The 22,991-nt window shown below is 73.7% G+C and carries 18 protein-coding genes and 1 pseudogene; 6 read left to right on the top strand and 13 right to left on the bottom strand.

Annotated features, from left to right (window positions below; translation table 11 throughout):
* Window positions 1-34 precede the first annotated feature (34 nt).
* Window positions 35-538 carry a methylated-DNA--[protein]-cysteine S-methyltransferase gene (locus tag ABEA77_RS29495; RefSeq protein ID WP_345654222.1) on the top strand — a complete coding sequence of 168 codons (504 nt, stop codon included), beginning with the start codon at window positions 35-37 and terminating at the stop codon, window positions 536-538.
* 59 nt (window positions 539-597) lie between these two features.
* Here the strand turns inward: ABEA77_RS29495 and ABEA77_RS29490 are convergent, their stop codons facing one another.
* Window positions 598-1,320, bottom strand: coding sequence for an SIR2 family NAD-dependent protein deacylase (locus ABEA77_RS29490; RefSeq protein ID WP_345654219.1), 723 nt, complete (start codon window positions 1,318-1,320; stop codon window positions 598-600).
* Window positions 1,321-1,402: 82 nt separating this feature from the next.
* Window positions 1,403-1,897, bottom strand: a complete 495-nt coding sequence (locus ABEA77_RS29485; protein ID WP_345654217.1) for an NUDIX domain-containing protein — start codon at window positions 1,895-1,897, stop codon at window positions 1,403-1,405.
* Between the two features lie 106 nt (window positions 1,898-2,003).
* Between ABEA77_RS29485 and ABEA77_RS29480 the strand changes: the two genes are divergently transcribed.
* Window positions 2,004-3,179 (top strand): glycerate kinase, encoded by a 1,176-nt coding sequence (locus ABEA77_RS29480; RefSeq protein ID WP_345654215.1) that lies wholly within the window; start codon window positions 2,004-2,006, stop codon window positions 3,177-3,179.
* Window positions 3,180-3,247: 68 nt separating this feature from the next.
* Here the strand turns inward: ABEA77_RS29480 and pssA are convergent, their stop codons facing one another.
* From pssA to ABEA77_RS29435, 9 genes are all read right to left on the bottom strand, one after another.
* Entirely contained in the window at window positions 3,248-4,114 is an 867-nt protein-coding gene (gene pssA / locus ABEA77_RS29475) for a CDP-diacylglycerol--serine O-phosphatidyltransferase (RefSeq protein ID WP_345654214.1), read from the bottom strand.
* Window positions 4,101-4,757: a phosphatidylserine decarboxylase gene (locus ABEA77_RS29470; RefSeq protein ID WP_345654211.1), complete on the bottom strand. Its 657-nt coding sequence runs from the start codon at window positions 4,755-4,757 to the stop codon at window positions 4,101-4,103. The genes pssA and ABEA77_RS29470 overlap by 14 nt, the downstream gene beginning before the upstream one ends.
* Window positions 4,758-5,073: 316 nt before the next feature.
* Window positions 5,074-6,285 carry an acyl-CoA dehydrogenase family protein gene (locus ABEA77_RS29465; RefSeq protein WP_345654208.1) on the bottom strand — a complete coding sequence of 404 codons (1,212 nt, stop codon included), beginning with the start codon at window positions 6,283-6,285 and terminating at the stop codon, window positions 5,074-5,076.
* A 1-nt stretch (window position 6,286) separates the two neighbouring features.
* Window positions 6,287-6,796 carry a MaoC family dehydratase gene (locus ABEA77_RS29460; RefSeq protein ID WP_345654205.1) on the bottom strand — a complete coding sequence of 170 codons (510 nt, stop codon included), beginning with the start codon at window positions 6,794-6,796 and terminating at the stop codon, window positions 6,287-6,289.
* Between the two features lie 4 nt (window positions 6,797-6,800).
* Window positions 6,801-7,781: an HpcH/HpaI aldolase/citrate lyase family protein gene (locus ABEA77_RS29455; protein WP_345654202.1), complete on the bottom strand. Its 981-nt coding sequence runs from the start codon at window positions 7,779-7,781 to the stop codon at window positions 6,801-6,803.
* Window positions 7,778-9,793: a protein meaA gene (locus tag ABEA77_RS29450; RefSeq protein WP_345654199.1), complete on the bottom strand. Its 2,016-nt coding sequence runs from the start codon at window positions 9,791-9,793 to the stop codon at window positions 7,778-7,780. Before ABEA77_RS29450 ends, ABEA77_RS29455 begins: the two co-directional genes overlap by 4 nt.
* Window positions 9,790-11,145, bottom strand: coding sequence for a crotonyl-CoA carboxylase/reductase (gene ccrA, locus ABEA77_RS29445; protein WP_345654196.1), 1,356 nt, complete (start codon window positions 11,143-11,145; stop codon window positions 9,790-9,792). The genes ABEA77_RS29450 and ccrA overlap by 4 nt, the downstream gene beginning before the upstream one ends.
* A 365-nt stretch (window positions 11,146-11,510) precedes the next feature.
* Complete coding sequence (locus ABEA77_RS29440; protein WP_345654193.1) at window positions 11,511-12,335, bottom strand: TetR family transcriptional regulator; 825 nt, start codon at window positions 12,333-12,335, stop codon at window positions 11,511-11,513.
* Window positions 12,336-12,362: 27 nt separating this feature from the next.
* The gene (locus tag ABEA77_RS29435) at window positions 12,363-14,135 is read right to left on the bottom strand and encodes a 3-hydroxyacyl-CoA dehydrogenase family protein (protein ID WP_345654190.1); all 1,773 of its coding nucleotides are present in this window, start codon (window positions 14,133-14,135) and stop codon (window positions 12,363-12,365) included.
* 477 nt (window positions 14,136-14,612) lie between these two features.
* Here ABEA77_RS29435 and ABEA77_RS29430 point away from each other — a divergent pair, with 477 nt between their 5' ends.
* Window positions 14,613-15,266 carry a HEAT repeat domain-containing protein gene (locus tag ABEA77_RS29430; protein WP_345654187.1) on the top strand — a complete coding sequence of 218 codons (654 nt, stop codon included), beginning with the start codon at window positions 14,613-14,615 and terminating at the stop codon, window positions 15,264-15,266.
* Between the two features lie 11 nt (window positions 15,267-15,277).
* Here ABEA77_RS29430 and ABEA77_RS29425 read toward each other — a convergent pair.
* Together ABEA77_RS29425 and ABEA77_RS29420 are read right to left on the bottom strand one after the other, a co-directional pair.
* A pseudogene (locus ABEA77_RS29425) lies at window positions 15,278-15,592 on the bottom strand (GNAT family N-acetyltransferase); the annotation flags it as partial.
* 176 nt (window positions 15,593-15,768) lie between these two features.
* Window positions 15,769-16,818 carry an Rv2578c family radical SAM protein gene (locus ABEA77_RS29420; protein ID WP_345654185.1) on the bottom strand — a complete coding sequence of 350 codons (1,050 nt, stop codon included), beginning with the start codon at window positions 16,816-16,818 and terminating at the stop codon, window positions 15,769-15,771.
* Window positions 16,819-16,992: 174 nt separating this feature from the next.
* On the opposite strand from ABEA77_RS29420, the gene ABEA77_RS29415 reads away from it, so the two are divergent.
* The 3 genes from ABEA77_RS29415 to ABEA77_RS29405 all read left to right on the top strand — a co-directional run bounded on the left by ABEA77_RS29415 (window position 16,993) and on the right by ABEA77_RS29405 (window position 21,094).
* The gene (locus ABEA77_RS29415) at window positions 16,993-17,460 is read left to right on the top strand and encodes an SRPBCC family protein (protein WP_345654182.1); all 468 of its coding nucleotides are present in this window, start codon (window positions 16,993-16,995) and stop codon (window positions 17,458-17,460) included.
* Window positions 17,461-17,739: 279 nt separating this feature from the next.
* Window positions 17,740-20,229, top strand: coding sequence for an MFS transporter (locus ABEA77_RS29410; RefSeq protein ID WP_425588413.1), 2,490 nt, complete (start codon window positions 17,740-17,742; stop codon window positions 20,227-20,229).
* Window positions 20,230-20,413: 184 nt separating this feature from the next.
* A complete protein-coding gene (locus tag ABEA77_RS29405; protein WP_345654179.1) occupies window positions 20,414-21,094 on the top strand; it encodes a PAS domain-containing protein in 681 nt (226 codons plus the stop codon).
* Window positions 21,095-22,991 lie beyond the last annotated feature (1,897 nt).

Below are 22,991 nucleotides of genomic sequence, written 5' to 3'. Positions count from 1 at the left end.
CACCGCACCACCGCCCCGCGCGACAGGAGAAACCATGGAACGCCGGCACACCGTCATCGACAGCCCGCTCGGGCCCCTCACCCTGGTGGCCGCCGACGGGGCCCTCAGCGGCGTCTACCTGGACGAGCACCGCCACATGCCGCCGCGTGACACCTTCGGTCCGCGCTCCGCCGAGCCGTTCGGGGAGGCCACCGCCCAGCTGGCGGCGTACTTCAGCGGCGAGCTGCGGGTGTTCGACCTGCCGCTGCACCTGGAGGGCACGCCGTTCCAGCGCCGCGTCTGGTCGGAGCTGACCCGCATCCCGTACGGCGAGACCCGCTCGTACGGCGAGCTCGCCGCCGCGCTCGGCAGCCCGGGGGCGTCCCGCGCGGTGGGCCTCGCCAACGGCAGGAACCCGGTCAGCATCGTGGTGCCCTGCCACCGGGTGGTGGGCTCCACCGGCAGCCTCACCGGCTACGGCGGCGGGCTGGCGAACAAGCGGCGCCTCCTCGCCCTGGAGGCCGGGCACGCGCCCGTACCCGACGACGCGCTGTTCTGAGCCGCTGCCGCTGCCGCTGCCGCTGCCGGAGCGCGCGGACCCGCGCCGCGCCCGGCGGCTCAGGCGGCGTGCAGCGTGCGCAGCAGCGGTGGCAGCGACGTCCCGATCGGCTCCCGCACCACCCGCTCCGCGCGCGCGTCGTACGGTGTCGGATCGGCGTTCACCACGATCAGCCCGGCCCCGTGGTCGGCCGCCACGCCCGCGAGCGACGCGGCCGGCTGGACCTGGAGCGTGCTGCCCACGGCGAGGAAGACCTCGCACTCCTTGGCGATCGCCAGCGCCTCGCGCAGCACCGCAGGGTCGAGCCGCTCGCCGAACATGACCGTGGCGGACTTGAGGATGCCGCCGCACTCCTCGCAGCGCGGGTCCTCCTCGCCCGCCGCGACCCGCGCGAGCGCCCCGTCGACCGACGACCTGCGGCGGCACCCCGTGCACATGATCTCCCGCGCGGTGCCGTGCAGTTCGAGCACCTTCTCCCCGGGCAGGCCGGCCCGCTGGTGCAGTCCGTCCACGTTCTGCGTGAGCACCCTGACCGGAGTGCCGGAGCGGTGGAGGTCGGCGATGGCCCGGTGTGCCGCGTTCGGCTCCGCCCGCAGCGTCGGGCTGTCCGCGCGCCGCCGCCAGGCGCGCCGCCTGAGCCCGGGATCGCTCATGTACGCGTCGTACGTCACATACCGCTCGGCCCCGGGATCGCGCCGCCAGACACCGTTCGGACCGCGGTAGTCCGGGATGCCGGAGTCCGTGGAGATGCCCGCGCCGGTCAGGATCGCGACGAGTGTCATGCCCCCGAGCGTAGGCGGCGCCGCGCCGGACCGGGGGCGACGAAGGCCGCGCGCGCCCCGGGCCACCGGAGGTCCCCGCGGCTCAGCCGACCGGGCGGCCGTCCTCCAGCTCCACCGCGCCGCCGCCCGACTCGGCCGCGGCGAGCGCCGCCGCCACCCGCCCGCCGAGCGAGCCGGGAAAGTACGCGGGGATCTCGGCCCGGTCCACCAGCCGCCACGACAGCAGCTCCGACTCCTGGAGCACGATCGCCGCGAGCTGCCCGTCGCTCAGCACTCCGCCGTCGTAGAGGTACGCGGCGATCGGCGGCCGGCCGGGGCCGCGCACCCAGTCGATCGCGAGCAGCCTGCCGGGCGCGATGTCCAGGCCGATCTCCTCAAAGGTCTCCCGGCGCGCGCCCTCCCTGGGGCTCTCGCCCTCGTCGGACTCGACGGTCCCGCCGGGCAGCGCCCAGCCGTCCCGGTAGTTCGGCTCCACGGCCAGGACCCGGCCCCCCGCGTCGCGGAACAGCACGGCCGCCCCCGCGAGGATCCTGGGCAGCCCCGCGATATAGGCGCTGTAGTCGTCGCTCACTGTCACCCCCGCAGCCTAACGGGACCGCCGCGGTCGCGGCCTGGGCAGGGCGCGGGCCGCCGGATAGGGTCGGGGCGGCGCGACTGCCTGTTCGACAGCAAAGGACGAGTACGTGACGGACGGAGCAGTGAAGGGGGGCCGCGGCAATGGCGGCGCGCGAAGGAGCGTGCTGGTCGCGGCGGACAAGTTCAAGGGGTCGCTGACAGCGGTCGAGGTGGCCGAGCGGGTCGCGGCCGGCATCCACCGGGCCGTCCCCGGGGTGCGGGTGGAGACCCTGCCCGTGGCGGACGGCGGCGACGGCACGGTCGCCGCGGCGCTCGCCGCCGGGTTCGGACGGCGCCTTGAGCGGGTCAGCGGGCCGCGCGGCGAGCCGCTGACCGCGGCGTACGCGCTGCGCGGCGACACCGCGGTGGTGGAGATGGCGGAGGCGTCAGGCCTCCAGCACCTGCCGCCCGGCGTCTTCGCGCCGCTGACGGCGACCACGTACGGCACCGGCGAACTGCTGCGGGCCGCGCTCGACGCGGGCGCCCGCACCGTCGTCCTCGGCGTCGGCGGCAGCGCGACCACCGACGGCGGCGCGGGTATGCTCACGGCGCTCGGCGCCCGCCTCCTCGACGCGGCGGGCGAGCCCGTGCCGCAGGGCGGCGGCGGGCTCGCGGCCCTGGCCTCCGCCGACCTGCGCGGCCTCGACCCCCGCCTCGCGGACACCCGGATCGTGCTGGCAAGCGATGTCGACAATCCGCTGACCGGGCCGAAGGGCGCGGCAGCCGTGTACGGGCCGCAGAAGGGCGCGAGCCCGGCCGACGTCGCCGTGCTCGACGCGGCGCTCGGCCGCCTCGCCGAGGTGCTCGGCGAGGCCCTCGGCCCGCAGGCCGCCGCGGCGCCCGCGGCGCCGGGGGCGGGCGCGGCCGGCGGGATCGGCTACGGGGCCCTGGTCGGGCTCGGCGCCGCCTTCCGCCCCGGCATCGAGGTGATGCTCGACGTGCTCGGCTTCGCCGCGGCCCTGGAGCGCGCGACGCTCGTGGTGACGGGCGAGGGCTCCCTGGACGCGCAGACCCTGCACGGCAAGGCTCCCGCCGGGGTCGCCGCGGCGGCGCGGGCGCGCGGCGTCGGCGTCGTCGCGGTCTGCGGCCGGCTGGCCCTCGACCCCGCGGCGCTGCGGGGCGCCGGGATCCTGCGCGCCTACGCGCTGACCGACCTGGAGCCCGACCAGGACCGCTGCATCGCGGAGGCGGGCCCCCTCCTCGAACGCGCGGCGGCGGCACTCGCGGCGGACCACCTGCGCTGACACCCCGCCCACGGGAGGGCCCCGACCTGTCAGGTCGGGGCCCTCCCGTGGATCCGTACGGACGCGACTCAGGGAAGCTGCGCCGCCCGCGCCTCGCGGCGGTTGTCGCGGAAGGTGTTCACCCGGCGCGCCGTGGCGAACAGCGGGATCACCGCGCCGGTGACGACCTGGAGCGCACAGCCCGTCTGGAGCAGGAGCTGGCCGCCGGGCGCGTCGAACGCCCACGCCGCGAGCAGCGCCATCGCCGAGACGATCCAGCTGAGCATCGCGACCGCGAGGACACCGCGGGGCTTTGGGTACTCGACCCGGCTCACCATCAGCCAGGCCACGCCCACGATCGCCAGCAACGTCGGTACGAACGGCAGCTCAAGCAGGACGATCGAGACGACCGTGAGCGCGCCGAACGGACTCGGCATCCCCTGGAACATCCCGTCGCGCACCGTGACGCAGGAGAACCGCGCGAGCCGCAGCACCACCGCGAGGAGCACCACCACCGCCGCCACCACGGAGAACCGCTGGTGGGCATCGCTCTCGACCAGCCCGTAGACCAGGACGAAGTAGGCGGGCGCGAGGCCGAAGCTGATCAGGTCGGAGAGGTTGTCCAGCTCCGCGCCCATCGGCGAGCTGCGCAGCTTGCGCGCCACCAGCCCGTCGAAGAGGTCGAAGACCGCCGCGCACAGCATCAGGATGACCGCGGTCGCCGCGGAGTGGCGTGCCATGCCGCCACTCTCGTCGCTGCCGGTCAGGTGGGGGATGAGGATGCCGGTGGTGGTGAAGTACACCGCCATGAAGCCGCAGGTGGCGTTGCCGAGGGTGAGGGCATCGGCTATCGAGAGACGCAGGGACAGCGGCATGTTCTCCGTCTCGTCCCCGGCCTCCCCGGCCTCGGGCACCCAGCCGGTCCCGGTCTCGGTCTCCGGGTCAATCACGGTCAATTCGAGTCACCCCCGCGGTCGTCTTCTGGCCCACCTCGACCGCGACGTCGATGTCGCCGGGAAGGTAGAGGTCGACGCGTGACCCGAACCGGATCAGACCGATGCGCTCGCCCTGCTCGACCTTGGTGCCCTCGGGCACGTACGGCACGATACGGCGGGCCACCGCGCCCGCGATCTGCACCATCTCGATGTCGCCGAGTTCGGTGTCGAAGTGCCAGACAACGCGCTCGTTGTTCTCGCTCTCCTTGTTGAACGCGGGGACGTAGCCGCCGGGAATGTGCTCGACGGACGCCACGGTGCCGGCCAGCGGCGCGCGGTTCACGTGCACGTTGAGCGGGCTCATGAAGATGGCGACCCGGGTGCGTCCGTCCTTCCACGGCATGACGCTCTGCACCACACCGTCGGCGGGGGAGATCAGACGGCCCTGCGCGATCTCGCGCTCGGGGTCGCGGAAGAACCACAGCATGCCCGCGGCGAGCGCGGTGGCGGGCACTGCTACGGCGGCCGCACCTCGTGATCGGCGGGCGCGCGCCAGTCCGAGCGCCGCCGTGGCGACGGTCGGCAGGAGCCAGGGGGAGGCTCCCCGGGCGAGGCGGACGCGGCCGCGGGGTGCGGAGGTTGGGCCGGATGGGCTGTGGGGCATGGATGACCTTCGTAGCGGATGATGCCGCGCTGGCAACAGGGGGACGGCGGCCTTCCGCCGATGCTATCGGTAGCGAACCACAACTGGGCAAGCCAGCAGCCCAGTCGGGGGCGCGGACGGCCCCGTCCCCCCACGGGCGCGCGTGCACCGGCGGGCTCTTGGGAGCTTGGACGCACGTCTCGTTCCGAGCGTTCCATGGCGCGTTCTGTGCGGTGTGTCCGCCCCCCGGCCGTTTGTCCCCGCCCGCCGGCCCGGCCGTGAACCGGGCCCGGCCGGGCGCAACCGTACGGAAACGGAAGGGGCCGCGCCCTGGCGCTCATCCCTGCACTCGGTACTCCTCAAGCAGTCGGCGGCCGATGATCATTTTCTGGATCTCGGCGGTACCCTCGCCGATGAGCAGCATCGGGGCCTCCCGGTAGAGGCGCTCGATCTCGTACTCCTTCGAGAAGCCGTAGCCGCCGTGGATACGGAAGGCGTCCTCGACGACTTCCTTGCAGTACTCGGAGGCGAGGTACTTCGCCATCCCTGCCTCCAGGTCGTTTCGTTCCCCGGAGTCCTTTTTGCGTGCCGCGTTGACCATCATCGCATGCGCGGCCTCCACCTTGGTGGCCATCTCGGCCAGTCTGAACTGGACGGCCTGGTGCTGCGCGATGGGCCGACCGAAGGCGTGCCGCTGCTGCGCGTACGAAACGCCCAGTTCAAAGGCGCGCTGCGCGACACCGCAACCACGCGCCGCCACATTCACCCGGCCGACCTCGACGCCGTCCATCATTTGGTAAAACCCTCGGCCGGTCGTCCCCCCGAGCACCCGGTCGGCCGGTACGCGCAGGCCGTCGAGGATCAGCTCGGTGGTGTCGACACCCTTGTACCCCATCTTCTCGATCTTGCCGGGGATCGTGAGCCCCGGGGCGACCTCGCCGAACCCCGGGTCCTTCTCGACCAGGAACGCCGTCATGGAGCGGTGCGGCGGCGCGTCGGCCGGCTGCCCCTCGTCCGTCCTGCACAACACGGCCACCAGCGAGGAGGTGCCGCCGTTGGTCAGCCACATCTTCTGGCCCGTGAGCGAAAAGTCACCGGTCGCGGCGTCGCGCACCCCCTTGGTGGCGATCGCCGACACGTCGGAGCCGAGCCCCGGCTCCGACATCGAGAACGCGCCCCGCACCTCCCCGGCCGCCATCCGCGGCAGGAACGCGTCCTTCTGCTCGTCCGTGCCGTACTTGCCCAGCATGTACGCGACGATGAAGTGGGTGTTGACGATCCCCGACACCGACATCCAGCCGCGGGCCAGCTCCTCCACGCACAGCGCGTACGTCAGCAGCGACTCGCCCAGCCCGCCGTACTCCTCCGGGATCGTCAGCCCGAACAGGCCCAGGTCCTTCAGCCCCTCGACGATCTCCGTGGGGTACGTGTCGGTGTGTTCGAGCCCGGTCGCGACCGGCAGGATCTCCTTGTCGACGAAGTCCCTCACCGTCGCGACGATCTCGCGCTGCACGTCGGTCAGCCCCGCGGTGGCGGCGAGACGTCCCATGTCAGTCCTCCTTCCGCGGCTCGGGGCGGCCCGGCTGCTCGCCGCCCCGCTCCTCGACGTACCGCGCCGTCGGCACCATCACCTTGCGGCGGAAGACGCAGACCACCGTGCCGTCCTGCGTGTAGCCGCGCGTCTCCACCTGCACCACCCCGCGGTCGTCCCTGGACCGCGATGGCGTCTTCGCCAGCACCGTCGTCTCGCCGTACAGCGTGTCGCCGTGGAAGGTCGGCGCCACATGGCGCAGCGACTCCACCTCCAGGTTGGCGATGGCCTTGCCGGACACGTCGGGCACCGACATCCCGAGCAGCAGCGAGTACACGTAGTTGCCCACGACGACGTTGCGGCCGAAGTCGGTGGTCCTCCCCGCGTAGTGGGCGTCCAGGTGCAGCGGGTGGTGGTTCATCGTGAGCAGGCAGAACAGATGGTCGTCGTACTCCGTGACCGTCTTGCCCGGCCAGTGCTTGTACACGGCGCCGACCTCGAACTCCTCGAACGTCCTGCCGAACCGCATCGGCTCACACCTCCGGTGCTTCGAAGGAGGAGGTGCGCCGCATCCCCGCGGCGCGCCCCTTGCCGGAGATCACCAGCGCCATCTTCCTGCTGGCCTCGTCGATCATCTCGTCGCCCAGCATCGCGGAGCCCTTCCTGCCGCCCGCCTCCGACGTGTGGTACGCGTACGCGTCGAGGATCAGCTCCGCGTGGTCGTAGTCCTCCTGGGAGGGCGAGAACACCTCGTTGGCCGCCTCGATCTGGCCGGGGTGCAGCACCCACTTCCCGTCGTAGCCGAGCGCCGCGGCGCGCCGTGCCACCTCGCGGAAGCCGTCCACGTCGCGGATCTGGAGGTACGGGCCGTCGATGGCCTGGAGATCGTGGGTGCGGGCCGCCATCAGGATGCGCATCAGGATGTAGTGGTAGGCGTCCGCGTCGTAGCCGGGCGGCTGCCTGCCGACCACCAGCGACTTCATGTTGATGGACGCCATGAAGTCCGCGGGCCCGAACACGATCGTCTCGAGCCGCGGCGACGACGCGGCGATCGCGTCCACCTCCACCAGGCCCCTGGCGTTCTCGATCTGGGCCTCGATGCCGATCCTGCCGACATCGAAGCCCATCGTCCGCTCGATCTGCGTCAGCAGCAGGTCCAGCGTCCGCACCTGCTCGGCCGACTGCACCTTCGGCAGCATCACGCAGTCCAGGTTCTGGCCCGCGCCCTCCACGACGGTGATGACGTCGCGGTAGGTCCAGCTCGTCGTCCAGTCGTTGACCCGGACGACCCGCGTCTTCCCCGTCCAGTCGCCCTTGTTGAGCGCGTCCACGATGCTGTGCCGCGCGCCCTCCTTGGCGAGCGGCGCCACCGCGTCCTCCAGGTCGAGGAAGACCTGGTCGGCGGGGAGCCCCTGCGCCTTCTCCAGGAAGCGCGGGCTCGACCCCGGCACCGCGAGACAGGAGCGGCGGGGGCGCAGCCGGTCCACCGGGGCGTGGGGAGCGGGGCTTGTCATGCGGGAACCTCCTGGGGGTCGAGCCTGTTCGCCTGCCGTACGCAGGTGACGATACGGCCGATGATCTCGGTGATGCCGAAGTCCTTGGGGGTGAAGACGGCGGCCACCCCGGCCGCCCGCAGGGCGTCCGCGTCCGCCGCGGGGATGATGCCGCCGACCACCACGGGCACGTCGCCCGCGCCCGCCCCGCGCAGCCGCTCCAGCACGTCGGGTACGAGCGCGGTGTGCGCGCCCGAGAGGACCGAGAGGCCCACGCAGTGCACGTCCTCGGCTAGCGCGGCCGACACGATCTGCTCGGGCGTCAGCCTGATGCCCTGGTACACCACTTCGAACCCGGCGTCCCGCGCCCGTACCGCGATCTGCTCCGCGCCGTTGGAGTGCCCGTCGAGGCCCGGCTTGCCGACCAGCAGCCGCAGCCGGCCCACGCCCAGGTCAGCCGCCGTACGGTCCACCCGGACGCGCACCGCGGCCAGCGGTGAGCCCGCGGGCGCCGCCTCACCGACCGGCGCGCCGCCCACGCCGGTGGGCGCGCGGAACTCGCCGAACACCGCGCGCAGCGCCCCCGCCCACTCGCCGGTCGTCACTCCGGCGCGCGCGCACCGCAGGCTCGCATCCATCAGGTTCTCCGTGCCCGCCGCCGCCTTCTCCAGCGCGGCGAGCGTCTCCCGCACCCGGGCGTCGTCGCGCCCGGCGCGCCAGCGCGCGAGGGCCGAGACCACCCCGGCCTCCGTCTCGGGATCCACCGTCAGCACCGCCGTCGAGAGGTCGGCCGTGAGCGGGCTCGGCTCCGTCTGCTCGTAGCAGTTCACCCCGACGACCTTCGCCGCGCCCGACTCGACCGCGGCCCGCCGCTCGGCGTGCGACGCGACGAGGCGGCCCTTGAGGTAGCCGGACTCGACGGCGGCCAGCAGGCCGCCCTCCCGCTCCACCCGCTCCATCTCGGCGCGCGCGCCCTCGGCCAGCTCGGTGACCTTCGCCTCGACGACCGGGGAGCCCTCGAACAGATCCGGGTACTCCAGCAGGTCGCTCTCGTGCGCGAGCACCTGCTGGATGCGCAGCGACCACTGCTGGTCCCACGGGCGGGGCAGTCCGAGCGCCTCGTTCCACGCGGGCAGCTGCACGGCGCGGGCCCGCGCGTCCTTCGACAGCGTCACGGCGAGCATCTCCAGCACGATGCGCTGCACGTTGTTCTCCGGCTGCGCTTCCGTCAGGCCGAGCGAGTTGACCTGCACGCCGTAGCGGAACCTGCGCTGCCGCGCGTCCTCGATGCCGTACCGCTCGCGGGTGATGCCGTCCCACAGCCGGGTGAAGGCGCGCATCTTGCACATCTCCTCGACGAAGCGGACGCCCGCGTTCACGAAGAACGAGACCCGCCCCACGACCTCGCCGAAGTCGTCCTCCGACACCTGGCCGCCCGCCCTGACCGCGTCGAGCACCGCGACCGCGGTCGACAGCGCGTACGCGATCTCCTGGACGGGCGTCGCGCCCGCCTCCTGGAGGTGGTAGCTGCAGATGTTGACGGGATTCCAGCGCGGCGCGCTGCGCACGGTGTACGCGATGAGGTCGGTGGTCAGCCGGAGGCTCGGCGCCGGCGGGAAGACGTACGTGCCGCGCGAGAGGTACTCCTTGACGATGTCGTTCTGCGTGGTGCCCTGGAGGCGGGCGGGCGCGCCGCCCTGCTCCTCGGCCACCACCTGGTAGAGCGCGAACATCCACAGGGCGGTCGCGTTGATCGTCATCGAGGTGTTGGTGCGCTCAAGCGGGATCCCCTCGAACAGCCGCCGCATGTCGCCGAGGTGGGACACCGGCACGCCGACCCGGCCCACCTCGCCGCGGGCCAGCGGGTGGTCGGGGTCGTAGCCGGTCTGCGTGGGCAGGTCGAAGGCGACCGAGAGGCCGGTCTGCCCCTTGGCGAGGTTGCGCAGGTAGAGCGCGTTGGACGCCTCGGCCGTCGAGTGGCCCGCGTAGGTGCGCATCAGCCAGGGCCGGTCCCTGGGGGCCCCGGCGGTCATGCGGCGACCGCCGTCCTGTCGGCGCGGAAGAGGTTGATGGCGTCCTCGTACCGGGCCCGCTTCTCCGCGTCCCGCACCCCGAGGCCCTCGCACGGCGCCAGCGCGAGCACGCCGACCTTGCCCTGGTGGAGGTTGCGGTGCACGTCGTACGTGGCCTGGCCGGTGTCCTCCAGCGCGTACACCCGGGACAGGGTGGGGTGGATGCGGCCCTTGGCGACGAGCCGGTTGGCCTCCCACGCCTCGCGGTAGTTGGCGAAGTGGGAGCCGACGATGCGTTTGAGCGACATCCACAGGTACCGGTTGTCGTACTCGTGGGTGTAGCCGGAGGTCGAGGCGCAGGTGACGATCGTGCCGCCCTTGCGGGTCACGTACACGCTGGCGCCGAACGTCTCGCGGCCCGGGTGCTCGAAGACGATGTCCACGTCCTCGCCGCCGGTCAGCTCGCGGATGCGCGCGCCGAACCGCTTCCACTCGCGCGGGTCCTGGCGGCCGTCGTCGCGCCAGAAGCGGTAGTCCTCCGCGGTGCGGTCGATCACCGCCTCCGCGCCCATCCGGCGGCACAGCTCGGCCTTCTCGGCGTTCGACACCACGCAGATCGGCGTGGCGCCGCCCGCGAGGGCGAACTGCGTGGCGTACGAGCCGAGTCCGCCGCTCGCGCCCCAGATCAGGACGTTGTCGCCCTGCTTCATCCCGGCGCCGTTGCGCGACACCAGCTGGCGGTACGCGGTGGAGTTGACGAGCCCGGGCGCCGCCGCCTCCTCCCAGGTGAGGTGGTCGGGTTTCGGCATCAGCTGGTTGGACTTGACGAGCGCGAGCTCGGCGAGGCCGCCGAAGTTGGTCTCGAAGCCCCAGATGCGCTGCTCGGGGTCGAGCATGGTGTCGTTGTGCCCGTCGGAGCTCTCCAGCTCCACCGAGAGGCAGTGGGCGACCACCCGGTCGCCGGGGTGCCACGCGTTCACCCCGGGGCCGGTGCGCAGCACGACCCCGGCGAGGTCGGAGCCGATCACGTGGTAGGGCAGGTCGTGGCGGGCGGCGAGCGGGCTGAGCTTCCCGTAGCGCTCCAGGAAGCCGAAGGTCGGCAGCGGCTCGAACAGGGACGTCCACACCGAGTTGTAGTTCACCGAACTCGCCATCACCGCGACCAGCGCCTCGCCGGGGCCGAGTTCCGGCACGGGCACGTCGTCCACGTGGAGCGACTTGCGGGGGTCCTTGTCGCGGGAGGCGAGCCCCTCGAACATCGCCGTCTCGTCCTTGCGGACGGTCACGGCGCGGTAGGACTCGGGCAGCGGCAGCGCGGCGAAGTCGGCCGCGGTGGCGTCGGGGGACTGGACTGCGTCCAGGATGTCCTTCACGGGAACCTCCTGTGAAACCTGGCTGTGCTGGGGCTTGGAGGGCTGCCGTCGGTTCGGCGGGTGGAGCGCGCGCCGGTGGGCGCGGGGCTGTCGCCTGTGACGCAGGCGCCGGCGGCGCGGGGGTGACACCCGCGGGGACAGGCCGGACACCCTCAAAGTATGGCACCCAGTGCCGCTACGCAAGAGTAGACCCCTGTTTTTATGGCACTGAGTGCCAGGATGATCGATCATCGTTCGCCACCGGTGGGCGACGGGGCACGGGAGACGCCCGGTGGAGGCCCGGGACCGCGACCGCCCTCCACCCGGAGGCCGGGGGAGGGCGGAAGGGGCGGCGGAGCGCGGAAGCCGCGCGCGGGCAGCCGGGCTCAGGGCGCCCCGAGCGCGCGCTGGATCGTCCGCATCACCTCGTCGAGCGGGGCGTCCGTGCGCGCGACCGCCACCACCACGTCCCCGCTCGTACGGACCGAGGCCTGCGGCTTCTCGGAACCGATGGGCGCCCCGGCGGCGAAGCCCGTGCCGAAGGCGTTCCTGACGATCTCGAAGGCGTGGTCGAGCTGCGCGCCCACGTCGCCCTCGCCGCCCGCCCGCAGCCACCGGCGCAGCACGTGGTTGTGGGCCGTGACCACCGCGGACGCCGCCACCTCGGCGAGCAGCGGGTCGTCGCTGCCGCCCGCGTGCGCGTGCTCGTCGAAGTGGCCGAGGAGATAGCGGGTGAACAGCCGCTTGTAGCGGTCCACCGAGGCGATCTCCCGCTCCCGCAGCGCGGGCACCTCGCGGGTCAGGCGGTAGCGCTCCACGGAGACGGCGGGCGAGGTCGCGTACATCCGCATGACCTCCTTGATGCCGCGGCACACGGTGTCGAGCGGGTGCTCGTGCGGCGGGGCCGCGTTGAGCACGGCCTCCGCCCGCACCAGCGTGTCGTCGTGGTCGGGGAAGATCGCCTCCTCCTTGGAGCGGAAGTGGCGGAAGAAGGTCCGCCGGGCGACCCCGGCAGCCGCGGCGATCTCGTCGACCGTGGTCGCCTCGTACCCCTTGGTCGCGAACAGCTCCATGGCTGCGGCCGCGAGTTCGCGGCGCATTTTCAGCCGCTGGGCCGCGGCCTTCGTTCCTGCGGCGCTCACAGGAACGTCGGAGTTCGTGCTCGTACGGGAGGGTTTGGCCGACTGCGACATACGGTGAACGTACTCCATGCAGGTGGCACCCTGTGCCGCGGATGCTCAACGCCGCGCGTACGAGCGGAACCCACGGCCCGACTTCCGGCCGAGGCACCCGGCGGCTACCAGCCGCTGGAGCAACTCGGTCGGGGCGAGCCCCGGGTCGTGGAACTCCCGGTGCAGCGCCCGCTGGATGGCCAGCGAGACATCGAGGCCCACCACGTCGAGCAGCTCGAACGGCCCCATCGGGTACCCCGCGCCGAGCCGCATCGCGGTGTCGACGTCGTCCGGGGTCGCGTAGTGCTCCTCGACCATCCGCACCGCGTCGTTGAGGTACGGGAACAGCAGGGCGTTCACGATGAAGCCCGCCCGGTCACCGCACTCCACCGGGTGCTTGCCCGCGGCGAGCGCCGCCGCCCGCGCGCGGGCGTGCGCCGCGTCCGAGGTCAGGACCGTGCGGACCACCTCGACCAGCCGCATCGCGGGCGCCGGGTTGAAGAAGTGCAGCCCGACGACGTCCTCGGGCCGCCGCGTGGCGCGGGCGCAGGCCACCACGGGGAGCGAGGACGTGGTGGTCGCGAGCACCGCGCCCGGCGCGCACACGCCGTCCAGCGTGCGAAAGAGCGACCGCTTCACCTCCAGGTCCTCCGCGACCGCCTCCACGACCAGGTCCGCCCCGGCCGCGGCGTCGAGCGCCCCGGCGGGCGCGATCCGCGCGAGGGCCGCGTCGGCCGCCTCCCCGGTCGTGCGCCCCCGCTCCACCGAGCGGGTGAGCGAGGCGGCGACCCGGTCCCTGGCCGCCGCCGCCCGCCCTGCCGAGCGGCCCGCGAGCACCACCTCGTGTCCCGAGGCGGCGAACACCTCGGCGATGCCCGCCGCCATCGTGCCCGACCCGACCACGCCGACCGCGCCGCCCGGTGCACGGGTGGGCGGGGCGGCGGGCGCGGGGCGCGGATCCCGGCCCCGGGTGCCGTCCGCCGGGTAGCGGTGGAAGCCCCGCCCGGCCTTCCGGCCGAGGAGCCCGGCGGCGGTCAGCCTGCCGAGGACCGGCGCGGGGGCGTCCCGCGGGTCGCCCGACGCCTCGTACAGCGCTTCGAGCACCGCGCCGGCCGTGTCGAGGCCGATCAGGTCGAGCAGCGCGAGCGGCCCCATCGGCAGTCCGCAGCCGTAGCGCATCGCCGCGTCGATGTCCTCGGCCGAGGCGTAGCGCGCCTCGTACATCGCGGCGGCCCTGTTGAGGTAGCGCAGCAGCAGCCCGTCCGCGACGAACCCGGGCCTGTCGCCCGCCGCGACAGGCTCCTTGCCGAGGTCGCGGGCGAGCGCGGTGGCCGTTTCGAGGACGGCGGGCGCGCTGAAGACGGTGCGCACCACCTCCACCAGCCGCATCACCGGCACCGGGTGGAAGAAGTGCATGCCGACGACCCGCTCGGGGTGCGCGGTGCCGGCCGCGAGCCGGGTCACGGAGAGCGCGTCGGTGCCGGTGGCGAGGACCGCGGAGGGCCGCACCACTGTGTCGAGCGCCCGCAGCACGCCGAGCTTCGCGTCGTACGACTCCGGCACGGCCTCCGCCACCAGGTCCGCGTCCGCGGCCGCCCGCAGATCGGTGGAGGTGCGCAACCGCGCGCGCACCGCGCGGCGCTGGTGCTCCGCCAGGTCGCCCCTGCGGACGGCCCGCGCGGTGGACGCGGCGAGCGCGGCGGCGGCGCGCTCGCCCGCGGCCGGGTCGGTGTCGACGCCCACGACCTCGCGTCCTGAGCGGGCCAGGGCCTCGGCGAGGCCCTGGCCCAGGGTGCCGAGGCCGACGACGGCGACGGTGCTGATGTCGGTGATGCCCATGAGGGACTCCAGGGAGAGCGGCGGCGCGGCACGCCGGCGGCGTGCCGGGGGAGCCGACGGACCCTGTCCCGTGGTCGCGTCGTGGAGAAGTGGGAAATGGGAAAGCGGACGAGCGCAGCAGTGTGTACGGACACGGCAGCCGTGCCCGCGCCGGGGCGGCAGGGAGCCGCGCGGCGGCCCGCCGGTGCGTGCCCCTGCGGGCGGCGGCCGACGGCGCGCCCGCAGGTGTGCAGGGGCGGGAGGGCGAGGCCGTGCGCGGCGTCCCGGCCGCGGATGCGCGGCCGGGACACGCCGCCGCGGACCCGGACGGTCCGCCGTGCTGTCACCGTGGGCGCCGAACCGACGGCGCCCGGGGCGGCTGCGTCACCGGCCGCCCGCTCATCTGAGCCTAGCCAGTCGTGGACGAGCGCACCAGGTCCGGGGACGTGTTTTCCCGTGTGCCCTCGGTCACCCGGCCGCACGGCTACGCTGAGTCCCATGGACGTCACCGACGAGGACTTCCGGGACCTCGCGGACCGGGTGCGCGCCGAGTCCGGCGCCTCACCCGCCTGCGAGCACCTGCTGGCCACCGACGACCCCGAGGAACTCGCCGCCGTCCTCGTCGCACGCGAACGGCCCCTGTGGGCACGGGAGATCGCGGCCTTCAGGCTCGGCTGCGCCCGCGACGGGCGCGCCTTCGAAGCCCTGGTGCTGCTGCTCAACCACCGCGACCCGGAGCGCTGTGTCGCCGCCTCGTACGCCCTGAGCCGGCTCGGCGACCCGCGCACCGCACGGGCCGCTGCCGCCCTCGCCACCAACCGGCTGCGCACCGCCTACGCCCTGCACCCCGTCCGGCTGCTCACCGCGCTGCGCGCCCCCGAGTCGGCGCCCGCCCTCGTCGCCACCCTCGAAGGGCTGCTCGCACCCGACGAGCCGCACTGGCGCGTCGCCCTCGCCTGCGTCGAGGGGCTCGGCGCGCTCGGCGGCCCTGCGGCCGCGCCCGTGCTGCGCGCGGCGCTCGCTCACCCCCGGCTCTCGGCCGCCGCCGCGGCGGCGCTCAGCGCCCTCGCCCAGCGCTCCTCCGGTACCTCGGCGCCCGCGACCTCGTACGGCTCCTCTGCGCCGTCCGGCGCGAAGCCGGCCCGCGCGTAGAAACGGCGGGCCCGCGCGTTGCCCGCGACGACCCACAGCTGCATCAGCGGGTGGCCCGCCGCTCCGGCCGCCGCGAGCAGCGCGTCCATCAGCGCCCGGCCCACCCCGGTCGACACGTGGCGGGGCGCGACGTAGAGCGCGTACAGCTCCGCGGTACCCGCCGGTGCCCCGGCGTCCCTGCCCGGCCCGTAGCACCCCCAGCCGACCACCGAACCGGCGCGCTGCGCGACCAGGTTGACGACCCGGCCCGCGCCCGCGCGGAACTGCTCCCGCCGCTTCGCGGTGTCCGCCTCGACGCTCAGCCCGTCCAGGTACGCCCGCGGCATCAGGCCCTCGTACGCGAACTGCCAGCCGCGCACCCGCACCGCGGCGACCGCCGGGCAGTCGGCGAGCACCATGGGCCTGATCCGTACGTCCGATCTGGTTTCCGCGCTCATGGCGGGCATTCTCGCGGGCCGGGGGCGGATCGGCCAGGGGGTGTGCCCACCGCCGCGGGGGCCGGCTACAGCAGCGTGAGCTGTGTCGGCCGCGGGGCCTCCCGCTCCGCGGGTTCCTCAGGCAGCGGCAGGCGGAACGAGCGGCAGCGCGGGCCGATCCCGTACGCGTCCGCCAGCTCGTGCACCGTCCTGGTGATCCGACGCTGGTACCACTTCGGCGCGTAGGCGCCGCCCGCGTACAGCCGCTCGTACCGCCCGACCAGGTCCGGGCGGGTGCGGCGCAGCCAGGTCATGAACCACTCGCGTGAGCCGCCCGGCCGCAGGTGCAGTGCGAGCGGCGTCACCGACGCGGCGCCCGCCTCGGCGATGGCGCGCACCGTCCCCCGCAGCTGCTCCGGCCCGTCGCTGAGGAACGGCAGGACCGGCGCCATCAGCACGCCGCAGCCGATGCCCGCGTCCGCCAGCGCCCGCACCACGCCGAGGCGGCGCTCCGGCGCGGGCGTGCCGGGCTCCACCGTCCGCCACAGCTCCCCGTCCGTGAAGCCGACCGACACGGAGACGCCGACGTCCGTGACGGCGGCCGCCTCCCGCAGCAGATCCAGGTCGCGCAGGATCAGCGTGCCCTTGGTCAGGATGGAGAACGGGTTCGCGCGATCCCGCAGGGCGGAGATGATGCCGGGCATCAGGGCGTAGCGGCCCTCGGCCCGCTGGTAGCAGTCGACGTTGGTGCCCATCGCGATGTGCGCGCCCTGCCAGCGCGGCGACGCGAGGTCCCGGCGCAGCAGATCCGGCGCGTTGATCTTGACCACGATCTGGGAGTCGAAGCCCGCCCCCGTGTCGAGGTCGAGGTAGCTGTGCGTCTTGCGGGCGAAGCAGTAGACGCAGGCGTGCGAGCAGCCGCGGTACGGGTTCACCGTCCACTCGAAGGGCATGCGCGACGCCCCGGGCACCCGGTTCACGATCGACCTGGCCCGTACCTCGTGGAAGGTGATCCCGCGGAACTCGGGGGTGTCGAACGTCCTGGTGGTCACCGCGTCCGCGGCGAAGAGGGCGGCGGGCCCGCCGGTCCCCTCGGCCTCGGGGACGGGCCGGTCGGCCAGATGGTCCCAGCGCATGCGTGCCTCCTCGGTAGTGCTCCGTTCGAGAATAGAACAAGTGTTCCCATGATCGTGCGGGCCCGACGCGGGACCCCGGCGCGGGCGGTTGCGCGACCCCGGATTTGGGTGCCGCGCGCGGGGGTGGTTGGGTGGCGGCATCCCACCGAGGAACCGAGTGCTGGAGGAACAGCCATGGCGCAGGTCGAAGCCACGACGGAGCGGGTCATCGCGGCGAAGGCGGAGGACGTGTTCGACGCGCTGGCCGACTACCGGGACACCCGCCACAAGCTGCTGCCGGGGAACTTCAGCGAGTACGAGGTCCGTGAGGGCGGCGACGGCGAGGGCACGGTCGTCCACTGGCGGCTCCAGGCCACCGAGAAGCGGGTCCGCGACTGTCTGCTCGACGTGACCGAGCCGGTCGACGGGCAGCTCGTGGAGAAGGACCGCAACTCCTCCATGGTCACCACCTGGGTCGTCACCCCGGCGGGGGAGGGCCGTTCGAAGGCGTCCGTCACCTCCGTGTGGAACGGTGCGGGCGGCATCGGTGGTTTCTTCGAGCGCAGGTTCGCGCCCAAGGGTCTCGTCGCGATCTACGACCAGATCCTCGCCAAGCTCGCCGAGGCGACCGAGGGTGAGTCCTCGGGCGGCGCCTCCGCCTGACGCCCCGGCACCCGGGCGGCACCGCGCAGGTCAGCGCGGTGCTTGCCCGAGTCACCGATACGGGTGGTTTTCCCCGGCGGGGCCCGTGTGCGAACACGGCGCGCGGCCTCCCGGAAAGCCCCTGATGAACGCACCGGCGCGCGGTGGCGAGCCGCGCGCGCCCCCTCGTTCGACCCCTCCGGACGCTTTCGTCGGCGTTCCTCCGTGTTTCTCCGCCTCCGTTGCTTTGGCGTGTAATGCCGGGAACGACGGCGCGACGGCGGGTGAGGGGAGCAGTACGTGGGCGGTACGACCACTCTGGTGAAGGAGACGGCCGGTGCGGCCGGCCACGCCCCGGACGGCGCCGCTCCGGCGGCCGGGGCCGCACCCGGCCCGCCGCCGGGAGCCGCCGCCGCGCCGGAGACCGCGGCCCCGCTCGACCCGCGCCGCGTCCGGCTCGTCTTCGTCGGTCTGATGCTGGCGCTGCTGCTCGCCGCACTCGACCAGATGATCGTGGCCACCGCGCTGCCGAAGATCGTCGGCGATCTGCACGGCCTCGACCGGATGTCCTGGGCCATCACCGCCTACCTGCTGACCTCCACGGTCGGCCTGCCCATCTACGGCAAGCTCGGCGACCTCTTCGGGCGCAAGGGCGTCTTCCAGTTCGCCATCCTCGTCTTCGTGCTCGGCTCCGCCCTGTGCGGCTGGTCCCGGTCGATGGACGAGCTCATCGCCTTCCGCGCGGTCCAGGGTGTCGGCGCGGGCGGCCTGATGATCGGCGTGCAGGCGATCATCGGCGACATCGTGCCGCCCCGCGAACGCGGCCGGTACATGGGGCTGATCGGCGCCGCCTTCGGGCTCGCCTCGGTCGCGGGACCGCTGCTCGGCGGGTTCTTCACCGACCACGCCACCTGGCGCTTGTGCTTCTACTTCAACGTGCCCTTCGGCCTGATCACCTTCGCCGTCGTCTCGCTCGTCCTGAAACTCCCGAAGCGCAGGGGGCGCGGCCGGCTCGACGTGCTCGGCGCGCTGCTGCTGACCGCCGCCTCCACCTGCCTGGTGCTGCTGACCAGTTGGGGCGGCACCGAGTACGCCTGGGGCTCCCGCGTCATCCTCGGCCTCGCCGCGGGCGCGGCCGGAACCGCCGTGCTGTTCCTGGTCGTCGAGCACTTCGCCGCGGAACCCATCATCCCGCTGCGGCTGTTCAGGGACGGCGTCTTCAACGTCTCGGGGCTGCTCGGCGCCGTCATCGGCATCGCCCTGTTCGGCGCGGCCAGTTACCTGCCGACCTTCCTCCAGATGGTCGACGGCGTCAGCGCCACCGCCTCGGGACTGCTCATGCTTCCGATGATGGGCGGCGTCGTCCTCGCCTCCGTCGGCTCGGGCCAGCTCATCAGCCGCACCGGCCGCTACAAGGTCTACCCCGTGCTCGGCTCGGCCGTCTCGGCCCTCGGCATGTGGCTGCTCTCCCGCCTCGACGCCGACACCTCCGACCTCGCGACCGGTGCGGCCCAGGCGGTGCTCGGCATCGGGATCGGCCTGGTGATGCCGGTTCTCGTGCTCGCCGTGCAGAACTCCGTGCGCCCCGCCGACCTCGGCACCGCCACCAGCGCCAACAACTACTTCCGCCAGATCGGCGGCAGCGTCGGCGCCGCCGTCTTCGGCACGCTGTTCGCGGGCCGGCTCGCCGACGCGCTCGCCGACCGCCTCCCGGCGGGCGCCGGCCTGCCGAACCCCGAGTCCATCACCCCCCAGATGGTCCACGCCCTGGCCCCCGCGCTGCGCGACGCCTACGTCGACGCGTACGCGGACGCCATGCCCCGCATCTTCCTCTACCTCGTGCCGGTGCTCGTCCTCGGCCTGTTGATCGCTTTCTTCCTCAAGGAGAGACCGCTGGTGTCCCACAACGCGTCCGCCGCCGAGACGACCGCCGAGATCCCCGCGGCCCGCGCCGCCGCGGCGCCCGGCCACGACACCCACGCCCACGACAGCGCGGTGTACGCGGCGGCGCCGCCGGCCGCCGCGTACACCGCGGGCGTCGCCGTCTGCGGCTCGGTCCAGCACTACGACGGCACCGTCGTGCCGCGCGCCGCTCTCACCCTCATCGACGTCCACGGCCGGCAGATCGGCCGCGGGGCGAGCAACGACGACGGCCGCTACGCGCTCAGCGTCCCCGGCGCCGGTTCGTACGTGATGATCGCGGCGGCCGGCGGCCACCAGCCGCAGGCCGTCACGGTCACCGTGGGGGAGCGGTCCGTCGACCTCGACGTGGTCCTCGGCGGCGCGGGCCGCCTCGCGGGCGCCGTGCTCACGGCCGACGGCACCCCCGTACGGGACGCCGCCGTCACCCTCACCGACGTGCGCGGCGAGGTCGTCGCCTCCACCCGCAGCGGCCGCGAGGGCCTGTACGTCATCAACGAACTCGTCGCGGGCGAGTACACCCTCGCGGCGAGCGCGCCCGCCTTCCGCCCCGCCGCGCTCCCGGTGAGCGTGCAGTCCTCCCGCGAGACCCGGCAGGACGTGGAGCTCGCGGGCGGCGCCGTACTGCGCGGTACCGTACGGGCGTCCGGCGGGCGGCCCGTCGAGGACGCCCGCGTCACCCTCCTCGACGCGGCGGGCAACGTGGTGGACACCCTCACCACGGGCCCGGACGGCACCTTCCGCTTCGTGGACCTCTCCTCGGGCGAGTACACGGTGATCGCCGCCGGCTACCCGCCGGTGGCCACGGTCCTCCAGGTCGCGGGCGGCGGACGCACGGAGCGGGACCTCCAGCTCGGCCACGAGGACTGAGGAGGGCCGCCCTCCGGAAGAACCCGCGGGAGGCCGGTGCCCACTGACTGATTTTCAGTCAACACACCAGCTCACCGCGGGCGGGAGGTCTCTTCGCGAATCCGCCCCGGAGCGCCCCGCCCTGGCCGTACCGTGGAGTCCAGGGCCGCGGATCTCCTGGCGGCACGGAAGGAGCCCTCCCCTCATGGACAGTGGTTTTCCGCCGGGGCTGTCGCGGCAGGTCGCCGCGGCCGGCCGGATCCCGCTCGCCGTGGCCGTCGTGGACCGCGACGGCCTCGTCTCGCACTGGTCGACGGGCGCGCGGAGGCTTTTCGGCCACGCGGACGACGAGGCGAGGGGCCGGAGGGCCGACGACCTGATGCCGGTCGGGGGCGCGCTCGCCGAGGAGGAGGCGGGCATCGCCCACGGTTTCGACGGCGGCCACGGCGCCGCGGCCCCCACGGCGGGCCGCGCCACCGCCTGCGCGTCCGACGGAGCCAGGACCGACGTCCTGTGGTGGGCCTATCCGCTGGCCGGCGCCGCCGACCGCGTCCTCGCGGAGCGGGCCGGCCATCTCGTCCTCGCGGCCGACACCCGGGGCCTGGCCCGCGGCGGCTCCGCCAGGCTCGCCCACGGCGCGCGGGTCATGCCCGGCTTCGCCAGGCCGGGCCGCTTCCGCGGCGCCCACCGGCTCGGCGCCCAACTGCCCTACATCCTCCCCGCCATGGCCCGCGCCGACGCGGTCCGCCTCGCCGAGCGGGTGCTCGAACTCGGCTACCCGGTGCTGGAATTCAGCCGCTGCGAGCAGGTCCCCGTCACCCCCGTCAGATACCTGCCGCACGCGCCGCGCCGCACGCCCTGCGGCTCTCCTGCCGCGACGGGCTGAGCCCCGCCGGGGCCGCCCTCCGCTGGGCCGGCGGCGGGACGGACGGGGACATGGCGGACGGTCCGCGGTACGGCGTCTGGCCACAGGAGCGTTCATTCGGCAGACTCTGCGCGTTCATCTCGCCGTCGACGGGTCGTCACCCGCGAGGATCGGAGGGCCAACGCAATGGGCTGGACAGGCAGGACCGCGCGCACCCGGCGCTGGGGGGCCCGGCTCGGGGCCGCCGCGCTCACCGTGCTGGCCACCACCGGCGGCACCGCGTACGCGGGCCAGACGGGACAGGCGGGGCACGGAGGCACCGCCACCCCGGTGAAGCACCTGGTCGTCCTCTTCGACGAGAACATCTCGTTCGACCACTACTTCGCCACCTACCCGCACGCCGCCAACACCGACGGCACGCCCTTCACGGCGTCCCGCCACACGCCCCGGAAGATCGACAACCTGCGCACCGCGGGGCTCCTCGACGACAACCCCAACCAGTACGCCCCCAAGCGGCTCGGCCCCGACCAGGCGGTCACCTGCGACCAGCGGCACGACTACGACCGCGAGCAGTACGCCTACAACGGCGGCAAGGCCGACAAGTTCGTGGAGAACACCGACTCGGGCCGCTGCTCGGGCAACCTCTACTACGAGCCCGGCCTCGTCATGGACTACTACGACGGGAACACCGTCACCGCGCTGTGGAACTACGCCCAGCGCTACTCCCTCAGCGACAACTCGTTCGGATCCGCCTACGGCCCCTCGACCCCCGGCGCGATCGAACTGGTCTCGGGCCAGACCCACGGCGTGGTCTCCACCGACCCGGCCTCCTCGACCGAGCACCCCGAGCGGACCGCGAAGCCCGACCCCGCGGCCGTCGCCTCCCCGGACGAGCACGGCGTGGGCACCCTCGTCAACGACCCCGACCCGGCGTACGACGACTGCTCGGACACCGACCACACCAGCAAGAGCTCGCTCGCCATGTTCACCGGCAAGAACATCGGCGACCGGCTGAACGAGAGGGGCGTCAGCTGGGGCTGGTTCCAGGGCGGTTTCCGGCCGAGCACCCCCTGGGACGGCGACCCGTCCCACTACGCGCGCTGCGGCGGCACCACCCACGCCAACGCCGGCGGGGCCTCGTCCGTCGACTACAGCCCCCACCACGACCCCTTCCAGTACTACGCGTCCACCGCCAACCCGCACCACCTCGCGCCGCGCTCCGTCGCCGAGATCGGCCACGACGGGCGTGCCAACCACAACTACGACCTCACCGACTTCGACGCCGCCCTCAGGGCCGGCCGGCTGCCCGCCGTCAGCTTCCTCAAGGCGCCCTCCTACCAGGACGGCCACGCGGGCTACTCCGACCCGGTCGACGAACAGCACTTCCTCGTCGACCAGATCAACAGGATCCAGCAGTCCCCGCAGTGGAAGGACACGGCCGTCGTCATCGCCTACGACGACTCCGACGGCTGGTACGACCACGTCACCGCGCCCGTCACCAACGGGTCCAGGGACAGCACCGTCTCGTCCACCGGCAAGGCCACCGACAGCCCGATGTGCCAGGCGGGCCCGCCCGCGGCCGGCGGCTACGCCGACCGCTGCGGCCCCGGCGCCCGCCAGCCGCTGCTGGTGATCTCCCCGTTCAGCAAGGTCAACCACATCGACCACACCAGGACGGAACAGGCGTCGATCACCCGCTTCATCGAACGCAACTGGGGCACCCGCGACATCGGGGACCACTCCTTCGACCGGCGGGCCGGCAGCATCGAGGGCATGTTCGACTTCCGGCACCCCAACAACCGGCAGACCCTGCTCAACGCCGACGGCTCCGTGCGCTCCGTCGGCCCGGTGCGCGCCGTCGCACCAAGTCGGATCGTAGCCATGTCGTTCTGTGGGCCAAGGAGTTGGGATCGCACGT

The organism is Streptomyces tremellae (assembly GCF_039540215.1).
In the GTDB taxonomy this organism is placed as follows: Bacteria; Actinomycetota; Actinomycetes; order Streptomycetales; family Streptomycetaceae; genus Streptomyces; species Streptomyces tremellae.
Note: the sequence above shows the minus strand (reverse complement) of the source record. Positions and strands in the feature narration are given on the sequence as shown.

Bases quoted from the DNA above. Each gene is read 5' to 3' on its own strand.
- ABEA77_RS29415 (WP_345654182.1), top strand. From the start codon at position 16,993: ATGGCGCAGGTCGAAGCCACGACGGAGCGGGTCATCGCGGCGAAGGCG.
- ABEA77_RS29470 (WP_345654211.1), bottom strand. From the start codon at position 4,757: ATGCCCCACAGCCCATCCGGCCCAACCTCCGCACCCCGCGGCCGCGTC.
- ABEA77_RS29420 (WP_345654185.1), bottom strand. From the start codon at position 16,818: ATGCGCTGGGACCATCTGGCCGACCGGCCCGTCCCCGAGGCCGAGGGG.
- ABEA77_RS29430 (WP_345654187.1), top strand. From the start codon at position 14,613: ATGGACGTCACCGACGAGGACTTCCGGGACCTCGCGGACCGGGTGCGC.
- ABEA77_RS29405 (WP_345654179.1), top strand. From the start codon at position 20,414: ATGGACAGTGGTTTTCCGCCGGGGCTGTCGCGGCAGGTCGCCGCGGCC.
- ABEA77_RS29490 (WP_345654219.1), bottom strand. From the start codon at position 1,320: ATGACACTCGTCGCGATCCTGACCGGCGCGGGCATCTCCACGGACTCC.
- ABEA77_RS29440 (WP_345654193.1), bottom strand. From the start codon at position 12,335: ATGGAGTACGTTCACCGTATGTCGCAGTCGGCCAAACCCTCCCGTACG.
- ABEA77_RS29450 (WP_345654199.1), bottom strand. From the start codon at position 9,793: ATGACCGCCGGGGCCCCCAGGGACCGGCCCTGGCTGATGCGCACCTAC.
- ABEA77_RS29435 (WP_345654190.1), bottom strand. From the start codon at position 14,135: ATGGGCATCACCGACATCAGCACCGTCGCCGTCGTCGGCCTCGGCACC.
- ABEA77_RS29460 (WP_345654205.1), bottom strand. From the start codon at position 6,796: ATGCGGTTCGGCAGGACGTTCGAGGAGTTCGAGGTCGGCGCCGTGTAC.
- ABEA77_RS29495 (WP_345654222.1), top strand. From the start codon at position 35: ATGGAACGCCGGCACACCGTCATCGACAGCCCGCTCGGGCCCCTCACC.
- ABEA77_RS29465 (WP_345654208.1), bottom strand. From the start codon at position 6,285: ATGGGACGTCTCGCCGCCACCGCGGGGCTGACCGACGTGCAGCGCGAG.
- ABEA77_RS29455 (WP_345654202.1), bottom strand. From the start codon at position 7,781: ATGACAAGCCCCGCTCCCCACGCCCCGGTGGACCGGCTGCGCCCCCGC.